We start from the raw sequence: 23,862 nt of genomic DNA, 5'->3' as shown, positions 1-23,862 counted from the left end.
GCATGATGAATCCGTTTCCCCGCGCGCGTTTGTCGGCGCGGCACATTGTCATGGTCGTGAGCGCCAAAGGCGGCGTGGGTAAATCGACCGTGACGGTCAATCTCGCGGCGGCGCTCACCGCGCGCGGACTGAAAGTCGGCATTTTTGACGCGGATTTGCATGCGCCGAACATCCCGGCGCTGCTCGGCGTGCGCCAGAGCCAGCGCTTGAGCGAAGGGCGCAGCCCGGCGGCGATGTTCGCCATTGATGCGCGCCCCGACGCCATCGATATGCGCCCGCTGCCCGCGTTCCAGCGCTACGGCATCGGCGTGATGTCGCTCGGCCTGCTGGTCGGTGACCGACAGGCGATTACGCCTAACCCCGCCGAAGTCGGCAACCTGATCGCGCTGCTGATGGCGCGCATCGACTGGGGCGACGCGGATGTGCTGCTGATCGACATGCCGCCGGGGACGGGCGAACCGCTCAACACGCTGCTGGATAACCGGTTGGTCGACGCGGCGCTGCTGGTCGCGCTGCGCGAAAATCTGTCGCATCTGGACAACGGACGCCTGATTAGCGTGCTCAAGCGCAAGCTGACGCCGATCCTCGGCGTGGTCGAGAACATGACGCATGTGGTATGCCCGAATTGCGGCGAACACATCGACCTGTACCCGGCGCCCGCCGCCGAGCAGGCGGTATATGGCGGCGCGCCTGTGCTGGGCGCGATTCCGTTCCACCCGCATTTGATCCGGCAGAACCGCGCGGGCAAACCGATTCCGCTGGCCGACCCGACCTCGCCCGCGGCGGTCGCGCTGCTGGCGCTGGCCGACGAGGTGATCACGCGGATGAAGGTCGCGCCGCCTGCGCCCGCGCCGCCGGATGACGAGTGTATTGACTGTCCCTAAGGGTGACATTGGCTAACCCGCTGCGTTCTTTGAAGCAGACGCAAAATTTACGCGCGTCCGCCGCGCGGATCGTGGCTATATGCGTTATGATTGATGTACCCCCTGATCTAGGGCAAACATGAAGTAATCACGTAAGAGGGATTTATGCCAAGACTTCGCTTTATGCTCCCCCTCGCGGTCGTCACCCTGTTCCTACTGGGGGTGTCGCTGCGGCTGACCGAAGCCCAAATCGATGTCGAAACGTGCCCCACCATCATCGAAGACGCGTTGAGCGCAGTTGGCGATAACTGCGGCGGACTGGACCGCAACAGCGCGTGCTACGGCAACAATCTGGTGCAGGCGACGTTCACCGAAGCGCTGACGACCGATTTCTTCTCGCGCCCGGCAGATCGCTCGCCGATCAGTTCGATCTCGACAATCTCAACCACGCCGCTCGAAACCCAACTGGGCGAGTGGGGGATCGCGCTGCTGAGCGTGCAGGCGAACCTGCCAGATACGCTGCCCGGTCAGAATGTCGTGTTTATGCTGCTCGGCGAAACCGAACTGGAGAACGCGGTCGACCCGCAGGATACCTATATCCCCGGCGCGATCATCGACGTGACGACGAGCATGGGCGTTGACCTGCGCTATCAGCCCGACCTGAACGCGGACATCGTCGGCAATATCCCCGGCGGGACGACGATCAGCGCCGATGCGATCACGGCAGACGGTCAATGGCTGCGCGTGACCGTGGGCGAAAACTTCGGTTGGATCCTGACGGCGATGGTCACGACGAGTGCGGATGTGACGACGTTGGGCGTGTATGGCCCGAACACGCGCACGGCGATGCAGGCCTTCTATTTCCGCAACAACATCAATGGGACGGACTGCACCAAAGCGCCGGACGCGCTGGTCGTGCAAGGCCCGCAAAACCTCACCGTAGACATCAATATCGCCGGGGCGGATATCCGCATGGGCTCGACGGCGCTGTTCCGCGTCATCCCGATCGACTCGGTGCTGCTCGGCATTCTGCGCCAACTGTACGGCGAAGATATTCAGGTGGGCAGCCTGCTGCAAGTCATTGCGATTGATGGACATGTGTACATCAACCCGGATACGCCCGACGAACAGCTCATCGAGCCGGGCTGGACGACGACCCGCTGCCTGTCGCTGCCGGAAAATCTCGGCCTCGACGGTCAGTCGAATGATGGCGAAGTGTTCGCGGGCTGCCCGTGGGGCGAAACGCGCGAACTCACGCCGGAAGAACTGGAATTGTTCCGTGCGCTGGATGGTTTCGGCGATGGCATCCTGAACTACGGTATCCAGATCCCCGGCTTGCCGGAAGCCTCGCCGACCCCGACGAGCACGGCGACGCGCGTGCCGCAGGTCGCCATTGTGCGCCCGACGAGCACGCCGATCCCCAGCAGCCCCACGCCGACCGCAACGTGGACGCCGTGGCCCTTTATCCCGTCGGATACGCCGCTGCCGCCGCCCGTCGTCCCGACCTGCCCCGTCACCTTCCCGATGACGATCGTCTCGGGCGATATTGCCGGGCTGCGCGCGGCGATTACGGCGGGGAACAACCCGGCCTGCGCGCCTGCGGTGATCAATTTGGACGGCGAAGGCAGTTATTCATTTGCGGATGCGGTGGATGGTGTGAACGCGCTCCCGGTCATCACGGGGAACATCACGATCAACGGTGTGGGGTCGTTCCTGAGCTCATCTACCAGCGGCGTGCGTCTGCTTGAAATCGCGCCGGGCGGTGCGCTGCAAATGGGCAGCGTTAACATTCAGTCCTTCTCCTCAGGGGGCAATGGCGGCGCAATCCTGAATGCGGGTACGCTCTACCTGAACTTCGCAGATTTGCGTGACAATATCGCGGGCGGGAGCGGCGGCGCGATCTACAACAGTGGGTCAATGACAGTGGACAATTCCACCTTGGCTCTGAATTCCGGTTTGGGCGGTGGCGGCGGGATCTACAACGCGGGCAACGCGATCGTGAGCAACAGCACCTTCGATAACAACAGTACGTTCATCGGCGGGGCGCGCTCCGGCGAACCGCGCTTTGCCAAACCGCTGCAGCAGTCCTCGGCTCCCGGCGGCGGGATCTACAACGCGAATGTGCTGGCGCTGGTGAACACCACCCTGTTCGCCAACCGGGCGGATGGCGCAACGGGCGGCAACATCTACAACGTCGGCACGGTCAACGCGAACTTCGTCACGATTGCGTCCGGTCTCACCTACGGCAGCGGCGGCAACATCGGCAACGGCGGCACCTTCAACCTGAATGTTTCGCTCGTCGCCGGGTTTGGTGATACCAGTTCCTGCGATGGCGGGGTGAGCGCGGTCAACAGCTACACTGACGATCCGTCGTGCAGCAGTCTGACCTTCCAATCCTCGCTGGGACTCGATAACTTCCTAAGCTATATTGGCGGCAACACGAGCGTGTTGAATTTGCAGGCGGGGAGCCCCGTGCTGGATGTGCTGGCCGACTGCCTCGGCATAAACACGGATCAGGCGTTGACTCTGCGTCCCACGGATGGAAATGCCGATACGGTTGCGCAGTGCGATCCCGGCGCGGTCGAGTACATGCTCGGCTTCTAGAAGTTTTTGATTTAGCCTCACCCCTAACCCCTCTCCCAAGGGAGAGGGGAAAAGGCTAAACTCACCGTAGGGGCGGGACTTGTCCCGCCCGATTTGGCTTTAGCCCAACAGATCAAACCTCACCCCTAACCCCTCTCCTAAAGGTGAGGCTGCGGGGGGGGCGCCCCCCGGGCGCGGCCGGGCGGGCGCGCCGGCCCCCCCCCCCCCCCCCCCCGGCCCCGCCCCCCCCCCCTCCGCAACCAAAGGAGAGGGGGAGTCTACTAGGCCAAGCCCCCGGTGATGAGCGCTTCGCCGCCGTCGACATGCAGAATTGCCCCCGTGATGAAATCGTTAGTCGCCAGAAACAGCGCCGCGCGTGCCGCGTCGTCGGGCGTGCCCGCGCGTTTGAGCGGCAGCTTGGCCGCGCTTTTCGCCCACGATTCCATGCTGCGCCCCGGTTCCGGCAGCACCGGGCCGAGCACCAGCGCATTGACGCGAATCTGGTAAGGCGCAAGGGCGAGCGCCGCGGTCTTGGTCAGGTGGATCAGCCCCGCTTTGCTCACGCTGTGATGCGGGCGGTCGGCGACCGGGCTGACGCCGCTGTTGTCGGCGATGTTGAGGATGGAGCCCGGAATGCCGAAGTCGCGCATGAGCTGCGCGGCGACGGTCGAGGCGTAGAACGGCGCGTTCAGGTTGATATCGAGCACATGCCGCCAGTCACTCGGCGTGATGTCGAGCAGATCGGCTTTTTCGAAGATGCTGGCGCTGTTGACCAGAATGTCGAGCCGCCCAAAGTGGCTGATCACCTCGTTGAAATTGGCGTTGATCTGCGCGGGGTCGCTGTAATCGCCTTTGACGATCAGCGCCTTGACGCCGAACGCGCGCGCTTCTTCCGCAGCGGAGGCGGCGTCGGCATCCGAATGGCTGTGGTGGATGATCACCTGCGCGCCTTCCCGGGCGAAGGCCAGCAGAATGGCGCGCCCCACCCGCCGCGCCGACCCGGTCACCATGACGACTTTGTCTGTGAGTGAGACAAGCATCAAGCACCTCCTAACTACTGACACAAAACAAGAAGAGCATAAACCACAGAGAACACAGAGGGATAGAAAAAAGATTAAAAGAAAGGGAAAGAAAAGATTCAACGCAAAGGCGCGAAGTCGCCAAGACGCGAAGGAAGTAATTAAGTCACTTTGCGCCTTTGCGTCTTACCGTCTTTGCGTTGAATCTTCGTTTTTTGCCTTCACGAATACTGCTTGATGAAGCCTTCGATGGTGCTGATGGCCTCATACACGTCGTATTCGTCGGCGATGGGTTCGAGTGTGTCGAGCACGAGGCGCGCCGCGTGGATGGTGCGCTGGCGAATGTCGGGGTCGTGCATGATCTGGTACAGGCGATCATAGAGATCGTGCGGCTGCACGGGCAGGGTGTAGGCGAGGCGGTACTCCCACTTCGGCTGTGGACTCCAGCGGCGGTTGATCGGGTAGAGCAGCGAGACAACGCGCGTGCCGAGCAGCGACGCCTGCAAATTAGCGTCGAGGTCGTTGCCGTAGCGGAAATGCTTGGGAATCTGCTTGAACTGGGCGTGAATGGCGCTGACCTTCTGCAAAATCAACTGTTGGCGGAGCACGTCAGGATACTGTTCAAGCTGTGCCTGAACCGCCGCGATTTTGCCGTTGGTGCGGACGGGAACAGCTTGCACGAGCACATCGACCAACGTGGCGAGCTGCGCTTCGCCCGCTTCCAATCCCCCCTGTGTGATCACGGTAACGTAGCCGTCTAATGCGGTCAGGGTTTGCCAGCTAGCGCCGACATCGACGCCGTCAAGCACACCCGCGACGGGATGCGATTGATCGTCACGCACAGCGCCGACTTTCACATCGGTCGCGCCGTGGGATTGCAGCCATGCAACGCGCTCGGCTTCCGGCGGGATTGTGTCCGCCCAGAAGTTGATGTCGAGGTCGGATTGGTCGTCGGATAAGCCCATCGCTGCCGAACCGACGAGCGCGATCTCACTGGCGAAGTTGGGCGGGCAGGCCGCGGCGAGGCGCACGGCGAGATCGTAGAGCTTGCGGCTGGCCGGGGTGGCGTTTTCGGGTAGGGTCGTGGGCATGGTTTGTGGCCTTATAGGTGTAGGGATGCGCTTGAGCGCGTCCGCGAATTTCGACCCCACCCCCCGGCCCCTCCCCGAATTCAGGGAGGGGAGACAGCAGGGACTCGTGTGTAGGGACGAGGCATGCCCTCGTCCTCAGCATTAAAAATGGCGCTTAGGTATCGGATAAGCCCCTCTCCCTTGGGAGAGGGGTTGGGGTGAGGCGTAAATTTCTACCGCGCGAACCAGCGCGTGACGCCGCCCGCCAGCGCTTCTGATGACCACACGCCCGTGCTCAGCGTGAGCGGCAGGCGCGGATATGAACCGATTTCGACGAATGGGTCGCGTTCGATGAAGCCGAGGCGCTTGGCCAATGCGCGCGACCGCCCGTTCGCGCTGTCGGTGTCCCACGTCGGCAGCAGACCGCGCGCGAGCGTCGTCTCGATGAAGGCGCTGCACACGATCTTCGCCAGCCCCTGCCGGTGAAACTGATCGGCGGTGCCGACGAAAATGTTGACCGCTTTGGTGCCGACCGCCCCGGCAAACGCGACGCTGGCGGGCGCGCCGTTCATCAGCAGCGCGAAGCCATAGCCGCCGTTCTGCTCAAAGCGGTCGTAGCCGCTCCACACCGCGCCGATGGTCTCGTTCAGCGCGGCGTCGACCTGCTGGGCGAGCGCCGCATCCAGCGCGACGATGCTCGCGCCGTCCGGGAGCGCGGCGCGCCAGTTCATCAGCGGCGCGTTGTTCCAGATGAAGTTGAGCCGCCCGATGTAGCCGAGCGCGTCGAAGTCGTCCAGCAGTGCCTGTTCCCACGGCTTCCCGATCGGCGCCCAGCCGTAAAAGTTCTGAAACACGCCGGGTTCGGCGGGCGCGTCTTTGAGGAACTGGCGCAGCGATTGAACGGGATCGCCCGCCAGATAGTATTCATAGGTGCGGAACATGACGGCGCTGGTCGGCGTCTTAAGATCATTGACGAAGATGCGTCCCGGCTGCCGCCCCAGCAAGACCGCTTCCATGTACATTTCGTCAAACCACGCCTGGGCAAAGAGCGGCGCGGTCTGGTGGAAACGTTTGGCGGGAAGTTCATATACGGTGTGCAATGGGATCGTCCTTCAAGCGTAAACAGAGATAAACCCGCAGAATCAGCGCGGTGCGTGCGATACACAGCATATTCTCATCCAGAACGAGCATTAAATCCAATGGTCGCGATGCGGGCGATACGAACAAACATGTTACAATCGTTGTGGAAACCGTCTAAGGATGATACACCGTATGCGTAAGTTGATTGCGCTTCTGATCCTCGCCTTCGCCATCGTTTTCCCCACGTCCGCCCAGGAACAAACCTTGATCACGCTCACCGCCGAAGCCGGCTTCGACGGTTATTTCCGTGATGGGCAGTGGCTGCCCGTGAGCGTACATCTGACCAACGCAGCGGATGATGTGAGCGGGCGGCTGGTGGTGCGCCCGGAAACGTCGGGCAGCGGGATTACGAATACGTACAGCACCCCGGTGACGCTGCCACGCGGCGGCGACCAGACGGCGCTGCTGTACATCACGGCGCGGGGCTTCGCGACGCAAATCCGCATCGAATTGATCGACAATGCCGGGGTGGTGGTCGCGCAGACAACTGCGCCCGTGCGCTCGATTCAAAGTCAGGATCGCCTGCATGTGGTCGTGACCGAATCGGCAGTCGGCTCGATTGACCTGAACGCGATCAAGACGGGCATCTACAACGGCTATCAGGCGAACTGGGGCAGCGCGCAGATCCCCGACCGCGCCGCCGCCCTTGACGCGGTGGACCTGCTGCTGTTCAGTGAAGTCGATACGGGTGCGCTCAGCGATGGGCAGCGCGCCGCCATCCGTGACTGGGTGACGAACGGCGGGCAGTTGGTCGTCACGGGCGGCGCGAACTGGCAGGCGACGAGCGCGGGGCTGGTTGATCTGCTGCCGCTGGAACCGCAGAACAGTACTACCGTCGAGACGCTCGCGCCGCTGGCCGATTGGCTCAATGTGGACAACAGCGATCTGGCGGAGCAGGCGATCATCAGCACGGGCGATCTCCGTGAGGAGGCAACCGTGCTGGTCGGCGGCGACCAACCGCTGATTGTGCGGCGGGCACAGGGTGGCGGCACGGTCGATTACCTGACGATGAACCCGACCGACGCGCCGCTGCGCGGGTGGGGGAATGTCGGTGATTTGTGGTTTGCGCTGGCAACGAGCCGCGGCGCGCAGCCGAGCTGGTCGAACGGCGTGCTCGATTGGGAGGCGGCGACGCGGGCGGTCGAGATTCTGCCCGGTTACGATCCCCTGCCGGACATTCTGCCGCTGTGCGGCTTTTTGGTGGCTTACATCGGGCTGATTGGCCCGCTCAACTACTTGATTCTCAGCCGAATCAACCGCCGTGAATGGGCGTGGGTGACGATCCCCGTGTGTATCATCGCGTTTAGCGCGCTGGCGTGGTTCCTCGGCGCGAATCTGCGCGGCAACGAGGCGACGCTCAATCGGCTGGCGGTGGTGCAGGTGTGGCCGGACGCCGAGCGCGCCCGCGTCGATGGCTATGTCGGCCTGCTGTCACCGCGGCGCACACCGTACACGCTGACGGGGGACGACGAAGTGCTGCGCCCGATCCCGCGCACGACGACGGGCAATGCCATCATCAACACCAACACGCAGACCAGCGTCGACATCGTGCAGCGCGACGGCTTCAGCGCGGAGAACTTCACGGTGGATGCCAGCTTCATCGCCGGCTTCAACGTGACGACGACGACCGAAGCGCCCGCGCTGCGCGGCAGCGCGACGATCAGCTTTGACAACACGATTGCCGGGCAGCAGCGCGTGGTCGGGTCGGTCAGCAATGACACCGAGATGGTGCTCACTGAGCCGATCATCCTGGCGCGCGGGCTGGCTTTCGAACTGGGCGACGCGCTCCAACCGGGCGATGTGCGCCCGTTCGACTTAACGCTGCCGGGGACGGCGCTGCCGTCGCCCGCTATGCGCTCGCTCACGGGCGTAATCTCGATCACGACGCGCACGGGGATGTTCACCAACAAGCAGACCGTGCAGGACATCATGAGTCTGGATGCCATCAACGGCGGGTTCTCGCGCCTCATCCTCAACGCCTCGCCGGAACAGCAAGCGACGCTGCGGCGGCAGATGTTCCTCAACTCGTTCATTGACGATGCCTACGGCACAACCGGACGCGGGGATGAGGTCTATCTGGCGGCGTGGTCCGACCAGTCGCCGCTGGCACTGGATATGCAGGGGGCGAACTGGAACGCGCAGAACACGACCCTCTATCTCGTGCAGGTTGACACGACGATGGACGAGCCGAGCGGGGCGGTCACGATTTCGCCGGATCAGTTCACATGGGTGGTGCGCGACTACTTCGGCATGGGCGAGGTCGCCCCAATTGCGCTGGCCTTGCAGCCGGGCGAAGAAGTCGTGTTCCAGTACACGCCGCTGCCGGAAGCCGTGTTGAGCGATGTAGATGAGCTGCAGGTGCAGATTCAGAATATCAATATCGGCGGGCGCAACATCCCGGCGTATCTGTGGGATTGGACGCTCGGCGAGTGGGAAGAAATCCGGGTGGTCGATGAAGTGGCCGCCATCAATGACCCGGCGCGCTTTTTGGGCGCGCAAAACGCGGTGCGCCTGCGCTTTGTGTCGGAAGATTCGGGTGGGTATCTGCGCGCGGGACGGATTATGGTCACGCAGAGTGGGCGATATTGAGGGCAGTTATCAGTCTGACCCCACCCCCAGCCCCTCCCCGAATTCAGGGAGGGGAGACAGCAGACGCGCCGTACATCACTCGTGCCGCTGGAGTGACTTAAGGGGAACAGCCTGTGTTTTGTAGGGACAGCCTTCTGGCTGTCCGTCACAGCGGACGCGCAGAAGCGCGACAGCCGAGAGGAGCAGCGAAGTCAAGCGCATGTTGGCGGCGTTGATGAAAAAAGTGAGAAGCAAACAGTGAACTGTTCACAGTTTATGTTAGAGATGTAGTCGAGTGTGCGCAGAGCTTGCTGTAACTGATAACTGTGAACTGAAAACTGTGAACTAGGAGGAATGCATGTCAGAGTTGATTATTCAAACCAAAAATCTGGTGAAAAAGTTTGGCAAATTCACGGCGGTGAACGGCCTATCGCTGGAAGTCCCCGCCGGGTCGATCTACGGCTTTGTCGGCCCGAACGGCGCGGGCAAAACCACGACCATGCGCATGCTGACCACGCTGACGCGTCCCACGTCGGGAGAGGCGTGGGTCAACGGGCATTCCGTGCTGGAAGAGCCGCGCGCCGTGCGCAAATCGATCGGCTATATGCCGGACGAGTTCGGTGTGTACGACGATATGCGCGTGTGGGAATACCTCGACTTCTTCGCCGCGTGCTACGACATCCCGGAATCCGAACGCAAGCGCCTGATTGATGACCTGCTGCAACTGGTCGATCTGTCGCATCGCCGTGACGATATGGTCGATAAGCTGAGCCGTGGGATGAAGCAGCGCTTGTCGCTGGCGCGCACGCTGGCGCATGACCCGTCGGTGCTGATCCTCGACGAACCCGCCTCCGGCCTTGACCCGCGCGCCCGCGTGGAAATCCGCGAACTGCTGGTCGAACTGGCGAAGATGGGCAAGACGATCTTCTTTTCGACGCACATCCTCGCGGACGTGAGCGAAATCTGCACGCATATTGGCATTGTCGAAGCCGGACAGATGATCGCGCAGGGCAGCATGGACGAGATGCGCGCGCAGCTCCAACCCCACCGGGAAATCACCGTGACGCTGCTCAATCAGGAAGCAGTCGAGACGGTCAAGGGACTGATGAGCGATTTCGAGGGCGTGGTCAATGTCACCGAACTCGAACCGAAAGGTGGGCGTTTCCGCGTGCGCATCGACTACACGGGCGGTGATGAGGGCGTCGCGGCGCTCAGCCAGAAGCTGCACAGCGGGAATATCGCCATCCTCGGCTTTGCCGAAGAGACGAAAGACCTCGAAGCCATGTTCATGCGCGTCACCAAAGGAATCGTGAGCTAGCATGACTGCGATTGCCGAAGCCCTCTCCCCGCGTGACGCGCATCTCGCCGATGCTGCCCGGTGGCTGCGCCGGGGCGCGCTGCTCAATGGTGGCATCGCCGTGCTCACACTGCTGTTCGGCATCATCGCCGCCGCTCGACTCATTCCGTTCGAAACGCTGCGCGATGTGCTGCTGTTCAATTATGCGGGCAGCGCCGATACCGCGCTGGCGATCATGATTCTGCTGGCGCTCATCAATGTGAGTTTCATGCTCGTGTTGATGGTGGGCGTGCTGGCGCGCGAGATGTGGACGTTCCCGGTGCTGTGGCTGCTGGCGTTGGCGAACGGGCTGCTGCTGTTCGTGCTCGGCTGGGTGATCGCCATCGTCAACGCCGTACTGTGCGTGTGGTTGGGCGTACGGCTCATCCGCGAACTGTCGTCGCTGCGCGTCAACCCGGTGATGATCAAGGAGCTGCGCGGACGCATGCGCGGCGTGCGCGCCTTCGCGGTGATCACGGTCTATCTCGGTTTGATGAGTGGGTTCGCCTCGCTGATCTATCTGGTGTATGCGGCGAGCACCCGCGCCAGTGGCAGCGCGGCGGCGGGCGAGATCGGGCGCGTGCTGTTCCTCGGCATCGTGGGCATTGAACTGCTGCTGATCATCTTCATTGCGCCTGCATTCACCGCCGGGGCGATCACGGGTGAACGCGAACGCCAGACGTATGATCTGCTCAAGACGACGCTGCTCTCGACACCGTCGTTCGTGATCGGCAAGCTGGAATCGGCGCTCGGCTACATTTTGCTGCTGCTGCTGGCGGCTATTCCGCTGCAAAGTATCGCCTTTCTGTTCGGCGGCGTAACCGAATCTGAACTGATTCTGTCGTTCGTCATCCTCACGGTGACCGCGGTCGCGCTCGGCACGGTCGGCATCTACTTCTCGTCGACGCTGGCGCGCACACTCAACGCGAGTGTGCAGGCGTACAGCGCCATCCTCGCGATCATGTTCGTCGCGCCTGTCGTGCTCGGCGTGGTGCTGCGGCTGATCAGCAACATTTTCTCGAATCAGGGGAGCATCCTGTTTTCGCCCGTCATGGAGACGGTGTTCACGTATGCCGATTTGCTGCTGACGAGCATCAACCCGATTGCGACCGGGCTGACGAGTCAACAGCTTCTGATCAATCAAAATGTGCTGGGTTTCTACCAGTTCACCCTCGCCAGCAACGGCAGCACTATTCCGATGGTGTCGCCGTGGATCAGCTTTGCGATCCTGTATCTGGCGCTCTCTGCCGCGCTGATCGTGGTCACCATCCGTAGTACACGAGAGACGGAGTTATAGGCTATGGCGACGCTGGACAATTACGCCGCGCTGCAAGGCATCGTCGCACGTTGGGATCGGCGGCTGCGCCTGACCCAAAGCGTGCTGTGGATGCCGCGCGCGTTTATCCCCGGTCTGCTCATCGGGATTGCGCTGGCCTTGGTGGCGCGCACGCGCCCACTGTGGCCGCCGCCGACTATCGCGCTGATGGCGCTCGCGGGGGTCGCGGTCGGGGTCGCGATCATGCTGGCGGTGATCTGGCTGTGGCGGCGCTCACTGATCGTTGGAGCGCGGCGCTTTGACGTGGAGTTCGGCCTCGGCGAACGGGTATCGACGGCGCTGGAATTGGGCACGGGGGCGATTCGCTCCAACGAAGAACTGAGGCTGCTGCAAGTGGCGGATGCGCACAGCCGGGCGTCCGCGGTGCGACCGGGCGAGTACCTGCCGCTGCGCACGCGGTCGCGCGATTGGGCAGTCGTGCTGGCGCTGGCGGGTCTGCTGGCGCTGTTCTTGCTCCTGCCCAACCCGCAGGCCGAAGCCTTGGAAGAGGACGCGCAGCAGGAAGCGGCGATTGATGAAGCGGCGGACGCCATCCGCGAAATCACCGAAGAAGTGGCCGCCGATACCGATCTCGGCAACGAGGAGCGGCAGGCGCTGCTCGAACAACTGAATCAGACGCTCGATCGGCTCGAACAGCCGAACATCAGCGCGGAAGAAGCATTCGCGTCGGTCTCCGCGATGCAGGCCGCGCTGGAAGAACAGGCACGCCAGCAGCAAGACGCGGCGGCGCAAAATCAAGCGGCGCTGCAAGCGGCGGCGGACGCGCTGCGCCAAGCGGCGGATCAAGGCGCGGGCGAACAGAATGCGCAGGCGCAAGAGGGCGCGCAGACCATGCAGGGCGCGCTGGAGCAGCTCACGCAGAACCTCGAACAGTTCGTGCAGAACGCCGAGCAGATGAGCGAACAGGAACGCCAGGCGGCGGCAGACGCGCTGCGCGACGCGGCGCAGGCACTCCAGCAGACCAACCCAGAAGCGGCGGAAGCGCTGAATCAAGCTGCCGATGCGCTGGAAAATAGCGACAATCAGCAGACGCAGGACCAGCTTGAACAGGCGCAGCAGCAAGCCCAGGAGCAAGGCGAACAGGGGCAGCAGCAAGAAGCGCAGGCGCAGCAGTCCCGCGAACAGGCGCAGCAAGCCGAGCAAGCCGCCGAGCAGATCGCGCAGCAGGGGGAACAACAGCAAGGCGACCAGCAGCAAGGCCAACCCCAGGAAGGCCAACAGGCGCAGCAAGGCCAACAACCGCAGCAAGGGGAAGGTCAGCAGCAGGGCGATCAACCGGGACAAAATCCGGGTGAGTCCGGTCAGGAGGGCGATCAGCAAGGGGGACAGCAGCAGCCGGGTGGTCAGCAAGGCAATCAACCGGGCGAGGTTCAAGGTTCGATCCAGGCGCAGCAGGGCGGCGGCGCAGGCGACGACAGCGGCGAATCGACCGGGCAGGCCAGCCCCGCGCAGGTCGCGCCCGATCAAAACAACAACCCTGACGGACAAGGTGTAAGCGAATACGAGAGCGTGAATGTGCCGCGGCGCATCGGCGGGGAAGGTGGCGAGGAGATCGTGCTCGAACCGGATGCCAGCGATGCACCCGTGCAGGAAGGTGAGTTCGCGGAGAATCCCGAAGGACAGGTGACCGTGCCGTACAATCAGGTGTTCGGTCAGTATCAGGATGCGGCTAACCGCGCGCTCGAGGGGGGCTATGTGCCGCTCGGTCTGCGCGATGTGGTGCGCGACTACTTCACGGCGCTGGAACCGAGCGATTCGTCACGGTGAAGGTTGAGCGTAGTTCATGAGTAACCAACCGATCCCGCGCGGATCAAATGTAACGGGCGTGGTGTTTCTGTTTTTGGCGCGCGGTGTGCTCGGGTTATTGGGCGTCGGCGCGTTGTTCGTTGCCCTGCAAGGCGATTTGGCCGCGTATGTCAGTTGGACGCCGCTGGCGGTGCTGGCGATGGGCGCAGTTGCGCTGCTGTCGATCGGCGTGGCCCTGCTCATCTGGCGGCGCAAGCGGATCGGCCTGCTGCTCGGGGTGGTCGCGGTGCTGGGGGAGTTCGGGCTGAGTCTGCTGCTGCTTGGGGCAACGAGTACGCCGCCGAATGTGCTTGGCTTGGTCATCAACGTGATTCTGCTGTACTACGTGTACCGTTTCCTGACGCATGAGCCGGAACGGTCGTTGTTTGCGTGAGAGGTGAGCAATGCTGAGAACTCCCAACCCAGCCCTCTCCCGGAATTCAGGGAGGGGAGACCGATCAACCTCATTCCCTAAATTCCCTCTCCAAAAGAGGAGAGGGGCTTTGGGTGTGGGTTTAGTGAGTTCAACAATGGAGTACGGCTATGTTTTGACGAAAGAATCCCATCCATTTGACTCAGTTCTGAGCCATTCGGCGCATCTAGGTGTAGTTATGGTGATGTCTGAACCCTCATCCCCTCTTCATGGGGAGAGGATACGATAGAGTGCAAGTTTGTTCACATGAGATGAGGACATATGTCGACCGCTCCCGCAGCAGCGATTAACCTAGAAGAGTTCAGCCGTCTCGCGCAGGCGATTGAGGCGGAAGTCAAGCGCGTGATTGTCGGGCAAGACCCGGTCGTGCGCAGCGTGTTGATCTGCATCCTCGCGGGGCGGCATGCGCTGCTGGAAGGCGTGCCCGGTCTCGGCAAAACGATGCTCATCAAGACCATGGCGGACGCGCTCGATTTGAAGTTCGCGCGCATTCAGTTTACGCCGGATCTCATGCCCGCCGACATCACTGGAACAGACATCCTCGAAGATTCGGAAGATGGCCGTTCGAAGCAGCGCCGCTTCCAGCCCGGTCCGGTGTTCGCCAACCTCGTGCTCGCCGACGAAATCAACCGCGCGACGCCCAAGACGCAGTCGGCGCTGCTGGAAGCGATGCAGGAGAAAACCGTCACGGTAGCGAATCGCAGCTACACGCTGGAACCGCCGTTCTTCGTGCTGGCGACCCAAAACCCGCTGGAAATGGAAGGCACGTATCCGCTGCCGGAAGCGCAGTTGGATCGCTTCATGTTCAAGGTGCTGGTGACCTTCCCCACGCTGACGGATCTGATCGGCATCCTCGACCGCACCACGGGCGCGGACACGCCGCGCGCGACCAAGGCCGCCGATGGTGTGCAGGTCATCAACATGGGCAAACTGGCGCTGAATACGCCTGTCGCCAGCCACGTCAACGAGTATGTAGCGCGGCTGATTCTGGCGACGCATCCCGAAACCACCGATGCGCCGACGAGCGTCAAGCAGTTTGTCCGTTACGGCGCGAGTCCGCGCGGCGCGCAGGCGCTGATCCTCGGCGCGAAGATCAACGCGCTGCTGGAAAACCGCTTCAACGTGTCGTTTGAGGATGTGGCGGCGGTCGCCGCGCCCGCGCTGCGGCATCGCCTGCTGCTCAACTTTGAAGGGCTGGCGGAAGGCATCAGCCCGGATACGGTGATCGCAGACGCGCTCAAGGCCGTGCCGAAGACGAAGTAGGAGGATTACGGATGAGTAGTGAGCAGAAATTGCTGGAGCGCATCACGATTGATGCGCAGATTTTCGGCGGCAAACCAATCATTCGTGGGCGGCGGTTAGCAGTTGAACATGTGCTGGGCATGTTGGCCGCTGGTGATAGCCCGCAAGACATTGTGGATGCTTATGACTGGCTGGAAATTGAAGATGTCCAAGCTTGTCTGGTATGCCGCTAGTTGCAAGCGGTTGAACTACTGAAGTTCAACGCTGCTTGATACTTGTGTCTGGAGTGGCGTACGCGCTGACCTCAAAAACGCCGGACATGATGTGATTTGGGCAGGTGATTGGGGAGCTGATCCTGGCGACACTGCGATTCTCGAACGGGCGCATGAGGAAGGACGAATCTTAATCACATTGGATAAGGATTTCGGTGAGTTGGTGATTGTTCGCCGCCTGCCACATTCGGGAATTGTTCGTCTGGTAGATCTCTCATTGAGGGCACAGTCAAAGTGTGTTTGCAAGTCCTCGAAAGTTATGGGAGTGAACTTGAGGCCGGAGCAATTGTGACCGCCCAACTAGAACGCGTACGGATACGCCCTGCGGACAAAGATGATGCCTGATCAGCAGTTGTTTGACGAGAAGACGCGGCGTAAGCTGGAGCAGTTGATGCTGGCGGCGTCGCGGGTGCGCGCAGGCGCGATCAAGGGCGAGCGGCGCTCGGTCAAGCGCGGCACGAGCATCGAATTTGCCGATTACCGCAACTACGCCCCCGGCGATGATCTCCGCCGCCTCGACTGGAACATCTATGCGCGGTTAGGGCGTCCGCTCACGCGCCTGTATGAAGATGAAGAAGACCTCGCCGTGCATGTGCTGTTCGACAACTCGGCCAGCATGAACTGGGGCGCGGGCGAGGCCAACAAGTTCGATTTTACGCGGCGGTTGGTCGCCGGGCTCGGCTACATCTCGCTGACGACTAACGACCGCCTGATGATCAGCGCTTTGGGTGGCGACACGTTCGGTCCGGCGCGGGGACGCGCTTACAGCGTGGCGCTGCTCAGCTACATGGTCAAGCTGAAAGCAGCGGGGCGCGTGGACATCAACGCCGCGCTGAAAGCGTACGCGCTCAAGTCCGGGCGTCCGGGATTGACGATGGTCATCAGCGATCTGTTCTCGCCGGAGGGGTACATCGACGGGATCAATGCGCTGCTGGCAAAAGGCCATGAGGTCGCGCTGATTCACACACTCGCGCCCGAAGAGATCGAACCGCCGCTGGCGGGTGATCTGCGCTTGGTCGATGTGGAGACGGGCGCGCCGCAGGAAGTAAGCATCGACGGCGGCATGCGCGACTTGTACATGCAGCGCGTGCAGGCGTGGCGCGACGATATCCGCCAGGAGTGCAGTCGGCGGGGCGTGCATTTCGTCGCCGCTGACACTGGATCGTCGTGGGAGAAAGTCATCCTGTATGACCTGCGGCGGGCGGGTGTAGTGAAGTAAAGACAAGAACAAAGCAAGAAGAACAAGAAAGAAAAGATTCAACGCAAAGGCGCGAAGACGCCAAGACGCAAAGGTGGGGGATCGAGAACGATGCAGGCGGTGAGGTTCGGTGAGGATGAGATCAGCTATCGCATTGTGACGGCGGCGATTGAAGTGCACCGAACGCTCGGCGGGCCGGGACTGCTGGAAAGTGTCTACGAAGAAGCGTTGGTGTGGGAACTGCGCGAAACCGGGCTCGATGTTGAACGGCAGAAGCGCCTGCCAGTTCTTTACAAAGGGCAGACGTTGGCCACACCGTTATGCATCGATGTGCTGGTGAACAATCTGGTGATTGTCGAATGCAAGTCAACCGAAGAGTATCATGTGGTGTTCGAAGCGCAAACGCTCACCTATTTGCGCCTGACCGGGTTACGGTTAGGCATGGTCATCAACTTCGGTGAACGTTACGTCAAGAATGGGATCAAACGGGTAGTGAACAACCTATGAACCCTCATTTTTCAAAATCTGCACTTTGCGCCTTTGCGCCTTCGCGTCTTTGCGTTGAATCTTTGGTTTTTCCTTGCTTTTCAGCTCTAGGGGACAGCGTATGTCGTTTCTGACGCCGTTGGCGCTGATCGCGGGGCTGTTGGCGATCCCGATCCTTCTGCTGTACATGCTCCGGTTGCGGCGGCGCGAAGTCACTGTGAGCAGCACGTTCCTGTGGCAGCAGATTTTGCAGGATCGCGAGGCGAATACGCCGTGGCAGAAGCTGCGCCGCAATCTGCTGCTGTTCCTGCAGTTGCTGATTCTCTTGTTCTTGGTGTTCGCGCTGGCGCGCCCGTATGTGATCGTCCCGGCGGTGAGCGCGGGGCAGATCGCCGTGCTGCTGGATGCATCGGCCAGCATGAACGCAACGGATTCGACTGAAGAGACGCGCTTTGACGAGGCCAAGCAGCAGGCGCTCGACATGGTCAACACCATGAACGCGGGCGACCTGATGACCGTGATCCGCGTGGCCGACCAACCGGAAGTGCTCAGCCCGTATACGGGCGATGCGCTGGCGCTGCGCGAAGCTATTCAGAGTGCCGAACCGAGTCACGCCTCAGCGGATTGGAACGCCGCGCTGACGTTAGCGGCGGCGGGCGCGGCGGGCGCTGTCGATTTCAACGTGGTGATCATCAGCGATGGCGGCGGGATGCTCAACCCGACCGACGATTCGATTCAGCTCCCGGCGATTCCCGGTGATTTGCAATACATCCCGGTCGGGACGGCGAGCAGCAACGTCGCCGTGACCGCGCTGGCGACGCGGGCACTCCCCGGTGAAGCGCCGCAGTTGTTCGCGCAAATCACGAACTATGGCGGCGAGGATGCGCGTGTAATTTTCAATCTACGCGTGGATGGCACGCTGTATCGGGCGGAGGAATACACCATCCCGGCGAACGGTTCGATCCCGCTGGGATTGAACGAACTGCCAGAGACGTTCACGACGCTGCAGGCGGGTGTTACCTTGCCGTCCGATGCCACGACGACCGATTATCTCGCGGATGACAACACCGCGTGGGCGGTCAACGCGACGAGCGGCGGACGGCGCGCGCTGGTGATGACCGAAGGCAACCTGTTCATCGAACAGGTGCTGCGCAGCCTGCCCGGTGTGGAAGCCTTCCGCGGGGATATCAACCGCGGGCTGCCGATTGAGCCTTTCGATTTATACGTGTTCGACGGGTGGCTGCCTGCGACTTTGCCGGATGCGGATATGCTGTTCATCAACCCGCCGCGCTCGACCGGGCTGTTCGCCGTGGGGGCGGAGAGCACGGGCAATGCGGCGCTGAATCCGCGCGTGCGCCGGGATGACCCGCGCATGACGTTTGTGGATTTCGCAACGGTGAACATCCTCAAATTCAAGCAGGTGACGGCGTCGTGGGCAGACGCGTTGATCAGTGTGGACGGCGGCGCTTTGCTGCTGGCGGGCGAACAGAACAGCAGCCAGATCGCGATCCTCACCTTCGATCTGCGCGACTCCGACTTGCCGCTGCAAATCACCTTCCCGATTCTGATGTCGGCGCTGCTGGATTGGTTCACGCCGCCCAGCGTCATCAATGCGCCGGACGGCTTGAATGTCGGCGATACGCTGCCGATCACGGTGCCGCCGGGCGCGGAAACGGTCAACGTGACGTATCCCGATGGCACGACGCGTGCTGTGCCGGGCGTGGCCTTCACCGACACGGCAGCGCCCGGCCTGTATACGGTCACGGCGCTGGCGGGCGTGGAGACCGTCAGTACGGGACAGTTCGCCGTCAACGTGTTTGACGCGGGCGAAAGCCGCATCAGCCCGCGCGACAGCATCATCCTCGGCGATACGGTGGTCACGACGACGGTCGAAGAAGAGATCGGGCAGCGCGAGTTCTGGTCATGGCTGGCGCTCGGCGCGCTGCTGGTGCTGCTCATCGAATGGATCGCCTATCACCGCCGCATGACCGCGCCTACCCTGTTCAAGCCCTTGACGCGCCGGAGCGTGACCGCATGAGCTACTTCTTCGTCAGTTATTCGCGGCATGACCGCAAAAAATTCAACCTCGATCAGGTGTTCAACGATCTGCGGGCGGCGGGTGTGCCGCTGTGGCTCGTACCGGATGACGTGCCGCCGGGCATCGACTGGAAGGATGTCAAAGACGACGCCATCGCCGGCTCGGACGGACTCATCTACTTCTCCAGCCGGCACATCAACCGCACCCCCGTGATCGATCTCGAATTGTGGACGGCGCGGCGCATGTCCAAGCCCGTGTTTCCGGTGCTGCTGGCAGGCGAACCTGAGTATCTGCCGGAACTGTATCGCGCCGATTACATCGATTTCCGTGAGGATTACGCGGCGGGGCTGAAAGCGCTGATCGCCCGGCTGCCTAAAGAGGATCTCTCGGCGAAACCCGTCAAAAAGACGGCGCCCAAGTCCAAAGGCTATGTCTTCATCAGCTATGCGGAAGAAGACACGGCGTTTGTGATCAAGCTGCGCGACTATCTGAAAGGGCGCGGCTATGGCTACTGGGATTATCAGGACAGCGACCGTGATTATCATGGTCTGCTGTTTCTGGAACTCGAAGAGGTGATCAAGAATGCAGCGGCAACCATCAGCGTGATGTCGCCGGACTGGAAGCGGTCGAAGTGGGCGGCGAAAGAGTTTCTCTTCTCGGAGGAAGTGGGCACACCGATCTTTCTGCTCAAGGTGCAGGAGATGGAACCGACGCTCGTCACGGCGGGTATCCCCTACATCGACTTCACCCGCGACGAGCAAAAGGGGTTCGATAAGCTGGATAATGAACTCCGGCGCAAGGGGCTGCTGTGATCACGCCAACCGGATTTTTGATCCCTGAAGAGCAGATCGCCGAATTCTGCCAGAAGCACCGCATTCGCAAGCTGGCGTTGTTCGGGTCGGTACTGCGCGACGATTTCCGCGACGACAGCGACATTGATGTGCTGGTCGAATTCGAGCCGGATGTGAGCTTAGGACTGAACTTCTTTACGATTCAGTACGAACTTGAGGATTTGCTCGGACGACGGATCGACTTTGCAACGCCGGAAATGTTGAAGCAGTACGTTCGCCGCCGCATTTTGAGCAGCGCACAGGTGATCTATGAACGATCGGGATGAAGGGCGGTTGCGTGAGATGCTGGATGCGGCGAAGAAGGCACAGCGGTTCGTTGCAGGCAAAACACTCGCAATGTTGGAACAAGATGAGTTTTTTGCGGCAGCCTTATCGTATGTGATTCAGAATATCGGCGAGTCGGCCTCTCGTGTATCGAGCGAAGTGCAGCAGCAATTCACGCAAATCGCGTGGCGGGAGATCATTGGCATGAGGAATATTCTTGTCCATGATTACCTCAATACTCGCTATGACATTCTATGGAATGCCGCCACTATCAGCGTACCTGAATTAGTCAGACAGCTTGAGGCAATTTTGCCGCCGTTTGTGGACGAGGATGTAGAGAGTAATCCTGATGACGTTTAGTTTTCCGCTGGCGCTGCTGCTGCTGCTGGTGATCCCGGTCGTGATCTACGTCGGGCGACCGCGGGTGGCGTTCCGGCGTGGGCGTGACCTCACGAGCCTGATTTTACGCATGGCGATTCTGCTGCTGCTGATCCTCGCGCTGGCGGGGGCGCAGGCGGCGCAAGCGGCGGATAAGCTGGCGGTTGTGTTCCTCGTGGATATGTCCGACAGCGTGGGCGGCACGGATCGACAGGTCGACTTCATGCGTGAGGCTTTGCAAGCCATGCGCCCCGAAGACGAGGCGGCGATTGTCGCCTTTGGCGCGAACGCGCTGGTCGAACGCCCGATGAGCAGCGTGCGCGAAATCACACCGCTGCGCTCGACGCCCCTCACCGGGAACACCGACTTGCAGGAAGCGATCAGCCTGGGGCTGGCGCTGTTCCCAGCGGACGCGGCGAAACGCATTGTGATTCTGAGCGACGGCCTGCAAACGGTCGGCGACGCGGAGATCGCGGCGCGGCGGGCGGCGGCGACCGACGTCGAGATCAGCTTTGTGCCGTTCACGCGCGTTGAGCAGGTGCCGGAAGTGCTGGTGAGCGATGTGCGCGTGCCGACGAGCGTCGGCGCGGGGCAGTTGTTCGACCTGAGCCTGACGGTCACAGCGGAGGCGGCGACCCCGGCGGCGATCACCGTGTTTGCGGGCGGCTCGATCATCCACCGGCAGGATGTCGATTTGCGCGCGGGCGTGAATCACTTTGCGCTCACGCTGCAATCCGGCGAGAGCGGCTTCCGCGATTTTCGCGTGCAGGTGGATCCGGTCGGGAGCGACAACTTCTATCAGAACAACGGCCTCGCCGCGTTCAGCCGCGTGGTCGGCGCGCCGCGCGTGCTGGTGGTGACGCAGAGCGCCGACGAGGCGGTCAATTTGACGCGCGCGCTGGAAGAGCAGGGCTTGCTGGTCGATGTGGTCGGCCCGAACGACCTGCCCATCGGCGTGGCAGCGCTCGCCGATTACAACTCGATCCTTTTGAATAACATCCCCGCGACCGTGCTCTCGAACGAGCGCATGGAAACGCTGCAAACCTTCGTGCGCGACCTCGGCGGCGGCCTGGTCACTATCGGCGGGGAAGATGCGTACGCGCCCGGCGGCTACTTCGAGACGCCGCTGGAAGAGATGCTGCCCGTCGAAATGCAAATCCGCGATCAACAGCGCCTACCGCAGATCACGCTGGTGTATGTGATCGACCGTTCCGGCAGTATGTCGCTGGTCGGGCCGAGCGGCGTCGCCAACATCGAACTGGCGAAAGAAGCGATCATCCGCTCGATCAACTTCTTGCAGCGCAACGACCGTGCCGGGGTGATCTCGTTTGACACGGACGGCTACTGGGTGCTCGACATGCAGCCCGTGCTGGATCGGCTGTATCTGCAGGCGCAGGTGGGCACGCTGAGCGCGGGCGGCGGCACCGATATCCTCGCGGGCATGCGCCTCGCGGGCGAAGCGATGCAGAACGAAACGTCAGACCGTAAGCACATCATTTTGCTGACGGATGGCGGCGCAGACCCCGGTGGGCTGGTCGAACTGACGCAGTCCCTGAACACGGATTACGGCGTCACCACCTCGGTCATTAGCATTGGCGAATCCACGGTCGGTTTCCTGCGGCAGATGGCGGATGTGGGCGGCGGCAACTACCACGAGGTGATGGCCGTCGAGACGATCCCGCAGATTTTCGCGCAGGAGACGGTGCTGGCGACGCGCTCGTACATCATCGAAGGCGAGTTCAACCCGGTGTTGAGCGCTATCAGTCCGATTATGGAAGGCATCAGCGAAGCGCCATCGCTGCTCGGCTATGTGGCAACGACGCCCAAAGATACGGCGCAGGTGATTCTAAGCGGGCCGGAACCGTTCAGCGACCCGGTGCTGGCAGCGTGGCAGTACGGCTTAGGGCGGGCGGTCGCGTATACGAGCGATGTTTCCGGGCGCTGGTCGGGCAACTGGGTGTCGTGGGAAGGGTTCGCGCGCTTCTGGAGCCAGACCGTGCGCTGGACGATCACCGAAGGGACGGATCAAAACCTCGAATCGCGCATTGTGATGGAGGGCGAACGCGCCCGCTTGACGGTTGATGCGCGCGCCGACGATGGCAGCTTCCTCAATGGGCTGAATCTGATCGGCTCGCTGGTCTACCCGGATCGCAGCGCGGTGGGCATTCAGTTGGAGCAGGTCGCGCCCGGGCGCTATGAGGCGACGTTCACGCCCGGCGCGGAAGGCGCGTACTTTGTGCGCGTGAGCGAAGCCGACGGCGCGCTGAATCAAACGGGCGGGTGGGTGATGAGCTACTCGCCGGAATACAGCACGCGCTCGGATGCCGAATCGATTCTGCCGGATCTGGCCGAACTGACGAGCGGCACGCGCCAACCGCTGGACAATGCGGCGCAAGCCTTTGCCCATACCCTGCAAGCCCAAGTGGCGACCAATCCGCTTGCGCCAACGCTGCTGCTGATCGCGGTGCTGCTGCTGCCCTTCGATATTGCGGTGCGCCGCCTGATCATCACGCAGAGCGACCTCGCGCGGCTGCGGCGCTGGCTCTCGCCGCCGGAAGTTGTGCCCGATGCGACCGAGCGCGTCTCCGCGTTGATGGGCGCGAAAGCCCGCGCGCAGGAAAAGACGAGCGTCACGGCCACCCAGGTCACGCCGACGGGCGAACCCACGGCGGGCGGCGAAACGCCCGCGCCCCAAAAGATCAAGGTAGCGCCGAACGCGCCGCCGCCGATTCGCGGCGCACCCACGCTCAAGGAGTCCGACGAGGGGAATATCGCCGGGAAGCTGCTGCAAAAGCGCAAAGATCGCGGCGGGGGGAGCTAATTTACCTCCCTACGCCTCCCCTCCGCTTGGCGTTTCAACATAGGTCAGGCGCGCGGCATCTGCTAGTATGAAGATTGATTGGATGGAACCTCACCCCTAAGTCCCCGCTCCGAAAAGAGGAGAGGGGACTGGCAAAGCACATTTGATGCTCCTCAGGAGCAGGGGGGAGGTTGCAAGGT

The 23,862-nt window shown here is 62.0% G+C and carries 20 protein-coding genes; 17 read left to right on the top strand and 3 right to left on the bottom strand.

Annotated elements, in window-relative coordinates; translation table 11 throughout:
• Window positions 1–2 precede the first annotated feature (2 nt).
• Both IPK17_RS19165 and IPK17_RS19160 read left to right on the top strand, forming a co-directional pair.
• Entirely contained in the window at window positions 3–884 is an 882-nt protein-coding gene (locus IPK17_RS19165) for a P-loop NTPase (RefSeq protein ID WP_343419300.1), read from the top strand.
• A gap of 144 nt (window positions 885–1,028) precedes the next feature.
• On the top strand, window positions 1,029–3,467 hold the full coding sequence (locus IPK17_RS19160) for an SH3 domain-containing protein (RefSeq protein ID WP_343419299.1): 2,439 nt from the start codon (window positions 1,029–1,031) through the stop codon (window positions 3,465–3,467).
• Between the two features lie 260 nt (window positions 3,468–3,727).
• Here IPK17_RS19160 and IPK17_RS19155 read toward each other — a convergent pair whose 3' ends face one another.
• The 3 genes from IPK17_RS19155 to IPK17_RS19145 all read right to left on the bottom strand — a co-directional run bounded on the left by IPK17_RS19155 (window position 3,728) and on the right by IPK17_RS19145 (window position 6,635).
• On the bottom strand, window positions 3,728–4,486 hold the full coding sequence (locus IPK17_RS19155) for an SDR family NAD(P)-dependent oxidoreductase (RefSeq protein WP_343419298.1): 759 nt from the start codon (window positions 4,484–4,486) through the stop codon (window positions 3,728–3,730).
• Between the two features lie 200 nt (window positions 4,487–4,686).
• Window positions 4,687–5,556 carry a DUF4037 domain-containing protein gene (locus tag IPK17_RS19150; RefSeq protein ID WP_343419297.1) on the bottom strand — a complete coding sequence of 290 codons (870 nt, stop codon included), beginning with the start codon at window positions 5,554–5,556 and terminating at the stop codon, window positions 4,687–4,689.
• Between the two features lie 212 nt (window positions 5,557–5,768).
• Window positions 5,769–6,635, bottom strand: a complete 867-nt coding sequence (locus IPK17_RS19145) for a GNAT family N-acetyltransferase (protein WP_343419296.1) — start codon at window positions 6,633–6,635, stop codon at window positions 5,769–5,771.
• Window positions 6,636–6,807: 172 nt separating this feature from the next.
• On the opposite strand from IPK17_RS19145, the gene IPK17_RS19140 reads away from it, so the two are divergent.
• The 15 genes from IPK17_RS19140 to IPK17_RS19070 all read left to right on the top strand — a co-directional run bounded on the left by IPK17_RS19140 (window position 6,808) and on the right by IPK17_RS19070 (window position 23,683).
• Entirely contained in the window at window positions 6,808–9,264 is a 2,457-nt protein-coding gene (locus IPK17_RS19140) for a DUF8726 domain-containing protein (RefSeq protein WP_343419295.1), read from the top strand.
• A 337-nt stretch (window positions 9,265–9,601) separates the two neighbouring features.
• The gene (locus IPK17_RS19135) at window positions 9,602–10,561 is read left to right on the top strand and encodes an ABC transporter ATP-binding protein (RefSeq protein ID WP_343419294.1); all 960 of its coding nucleotides are present in this window, start codon (window positions 9,602–9,604) and stop codon (window positions 10,559–10,561) included.
• 1 nt (window position 10,562) lies between these two features.
• A complete protein-coding gene (locus IPK17_RS19130; RefSeq protein ID WP_343419293.1) occupies window positions 10,563–11,876 on the top strand; it encodes an ABC transporter permease in 1,314 nt (437 codons plus the stop codon).
• 3 nt (window positions 11,877–11,879) lie between these two features.
• On the top strand, window positions 11,880–13,682 hold the full coding sequence (locus tag IPK17_RS19125; protein ID WP_343419292.1) for a DUF8809 domain-containing protein: 1,803 nt from the start codon (window positions 11,880–11,882) through the stop codon (window positions 13,680–13,682).
• A 16-nt stretch (window positions 13,683–13,698) separates the two neighbouring features.
• Window positions 13,699–14,094 (top strand): hypothetical protein, encoded by a 396-nt coding sequence (locus IPK17_RS19120; RefSeq protein ID WP_343419291.1) that lies wholly within the window; start codon window positions 13,699–13,701, stop codon window positions 14,092–14,094.
• A 300-nt stretch (window positions 14,095–14,394) separates the two neighbouring features.
• Window positions 14,395–15,396: an AAA family ATPase gene (locus IPK17_RS19115; RefSeq protein WP_343419290.1), complete on the top strand. Its 1,002-nt coding sequence runs from the start codon at window positions 14,395–14,397 to the stop codon at window positions 15,394–15,396.
• Window positions 15,397–15,407: 11 nt separating this feature from the next.
• A complete protein-coding gene (locus IPK17_RS19110; protein ID WP_343419289.1) occupies window positions 15,408–15,608 on the top strand; it encodes a DUF433 domain-containing protein in 201 nt (66 codons plus the stop codon).
• A gap of 91 nt (window positions 15,609–15,699) precedes the next feature.
• The gene (locus tag IPK17_RS19105; protein WP_343419288.1) at window positions 15,700–15,939 is read left to right on the top strand and encodes a DUF5615 family PIN-like protein; all 240 of its coding nucleotides are present in this window, start codon (window positions 15,700–15,702) and stop codon (window positions 15,937–15,939) included.
• A 42-nt stretch (window positions 15,940–15,981) separates the two neighbouring features.
• Window positions 15,982–16,866, top strand: a complete 885-nt coding sequence (locus IPK17_RS19100; RefSeq protein ID WP_343419287.1) for a DUF58 domain-containing protein — start codon at window positions 15,982–15,984, stop codon at window positions 16,864–16,866.
• 90 nt (window positions 16,867–16,956) lie between these two features.
• Window positions 16,957–17,352: a GxxExxY protein gene (locus IPK17_RS19095; protein ID WP_343419286.1), complete on the top strand. Its 396-nt coding sequence runs from the start codon at window positions 16,957–16,959 to the stop codon at window positions 17,350–17,352.
• A gap of 100 nt (window positions 17,353–17,452) precedes the next feature.
• Window positions 17,453–19,369, top strand: a complete 1,917-nt coding sequence (locus tag IPK17_RS19090; RefSeq protein WP_343419285.1) for a vWA domain-containing protein — start codon at window positions 17,453–17,455, stop codon at window positions 19,367–19,369.
• Window positions 19,294–20,181 carry a toll/interleukin-1 receptor domain-containing protein gene (locus IPK17_RS19085; protein WP_343419284.1) on the top strand — a complete coding sequence of 296 codons (888 nt, stop codon included), beginning with the start codon at window positions 19,294–19,296 and terminating at the stop codon, window positions 20,179–20,181. The genes IPK17_RS19090 and IPK17_RS19085 overlap by 76 nt, the downstream gene beginning before the upstream one ends.
• On the top strand, window positions 20,178–20,486 hold the full coding sequence (locus IPK17_RS19080; RefSeq protein ID WP_343419283.1) for a nucleotidyltransferase family protein: 309 nt from the start codon (window positions 20,178–20,180) through the stop codon (window positions 20,484–20,486). The genes IPK17_RS19085 and IPK17_RS19080 overlap by 4 nt, the downstream gene beginning before the upstream one ends.
• On the top strand, window positions 20,470–20,844 hold the full coding sequence (locus IPK17_RS19075) for a HepT-like ribonuclease domain-containing protein (protein ID WP_343419282.1): 375 nt from the start codon (window positions 20,470–20,472) through the stop codon (window positions 20,842–20,844). The genes IPK17_RS19080 and IPK17_RS19075 overlap by 17 nt, the downstream gene beginning before the upstream one ends.
• A complete protein-coding gene (locus tag IPK17_RS19070; RefSeq protein ID WP_343419281.1) occupies window positions 20,834–23,683 on the top strand; it encodes a VWA domain-containing protein in 2,850 nt (949 codons plus the stop codon). Before IPK17_RS19075 ends, IPK17_RS19070 begins: the two co-directional genes overlap by 11 nt.
• Window positions 23,684–23,862: the final 179 nt, after the last annotated feature.

This window comes from Candidatus Flexifilum breve, from assembly GCF_016713355.1.
Note: the sequence above shows the minus strand (reverse complement) of the source record. Positions and strands in the feature narration are given on the sequence as shown.

Bases quoted from the DNA above. Each gene is read 5' to 3' on its own strand.
- IPK17_RS19095 (WP_343419286.1), top strand. From the start codon at position 16,957: ATGCAGGCGGTGAGGTTCGGTGAGGATGAGATCAGCTATCGCATTGTG.
- IPK17_RS19125 (WP_343419292.1), top strand. From the start codon at position 11,880: ATGGCGACGCTGGACAATTACGCCGCGCTGCAAGGCATCGTCGCACGT.
- IPK17_RS19090 (WP_343419285.1), top strand. From the start codon at position 17,453: ATGTCGTTTCTGACGCCGTTGGCGCTGATCGCGGGGCTGTTGGCGATC.
- IPK17_RS19130 (WP_343419293.1), top strand. From the start codon at position 10,563: ATGACTGCGATTGCCGAAGCCCTCTCCCCGCGTGACGCGCATCTCGCC.
- IPK17_RS19115 (WP_343419290.1), top strand. From the start codon at position 14,395: ATGTCGACCGCTCCCGCAGCAGCGATTAACCTAGAAGAGTTCAGCCGT.
- IPK17_RS19140 (WP_343419295.1), top strand. From the start codon at position 6,808: ATGCGTAAGTTGATTGCGCTTCTGATCCTCGCCTTCGCCATCGTTTTC.
- IPK17_RS19165 (WP_343419300.1), top strand. From the start codon at position 3: ATGATGAATCCGTTTCCCCGCGCGCGTTTGTCGGCGCGGCACATTGTC.
- IPK17_RS19150 (WP_343419297.1), bottom strand. From the start codon at position 5,556: ATGCCCACGACCCTACCCGAAAACGCCACCCCGGCCAGCCGCAAGCTC.
- IPK17_RS19120 (WP_343419291.1), top strand. From the start codon at position 13,699: ATGAGTAACCAACCGATCCCGCGCGGATCAAATGTAACGGGCGTGGTG.
- IPK17_RS19155 (WP_343419298.1), bottom strand. From the start codon at position 4,486: ATGCTTGTCTCACTCACAGACAAAGTCGTCATGGTGACCGGGTCGGCG.
- IPK17_RS19085 (WP_343419284.1), top strand. From the start codon at position 19,294: ATGGATCGCCTATCACCGCCGCATGACCGCGCCTACCCTGTTCAAGCC.
- IPK17_RS19135 (WP_343419294.1), top strand. From the start codon at position 9,602: ATGTCAGAGTTGATTATTCAAACCAAAAATCTGGTGAAAAAGTTTGGC.
- IPK17_RS19070 (WP_343419281.1), top strand. From the start codon at position 20,834: ATGACGTTTAGTTTTCCGCTGGCGCTGCTGCTGCTGCTGGTGATCCCG.
- IPK17_RS19110 (WP_343419289.1), top strand. From the start codon at position 15,408: ATGAGTAGTGAGCAGAAATTGCTGGAGCGCATCACGATTGATGCGCAG.
- IPK17_RS19160 (WP_343419299.1), top strand. From the start codon at position 1,029: ATGCCAAGACTTCGCTTTATGCTCCCCCTCGCGGTCGTCACCCTGTTC.
- IPK17_RS19075 (WP_343419282.1), top strand. From the start codon at position 20,470: ATGAACGATCGGGATGAAGGGCGGTTGCGTGAGATGCTGGATGCGGCG.
- IPK17_RS19100 (WP_343419287.1), top strand. From the start codon at position 15,982: ATGATGCCTGATCAGCAGTTGTTTGACGAGAAGACGCGGCGTAAGCTG.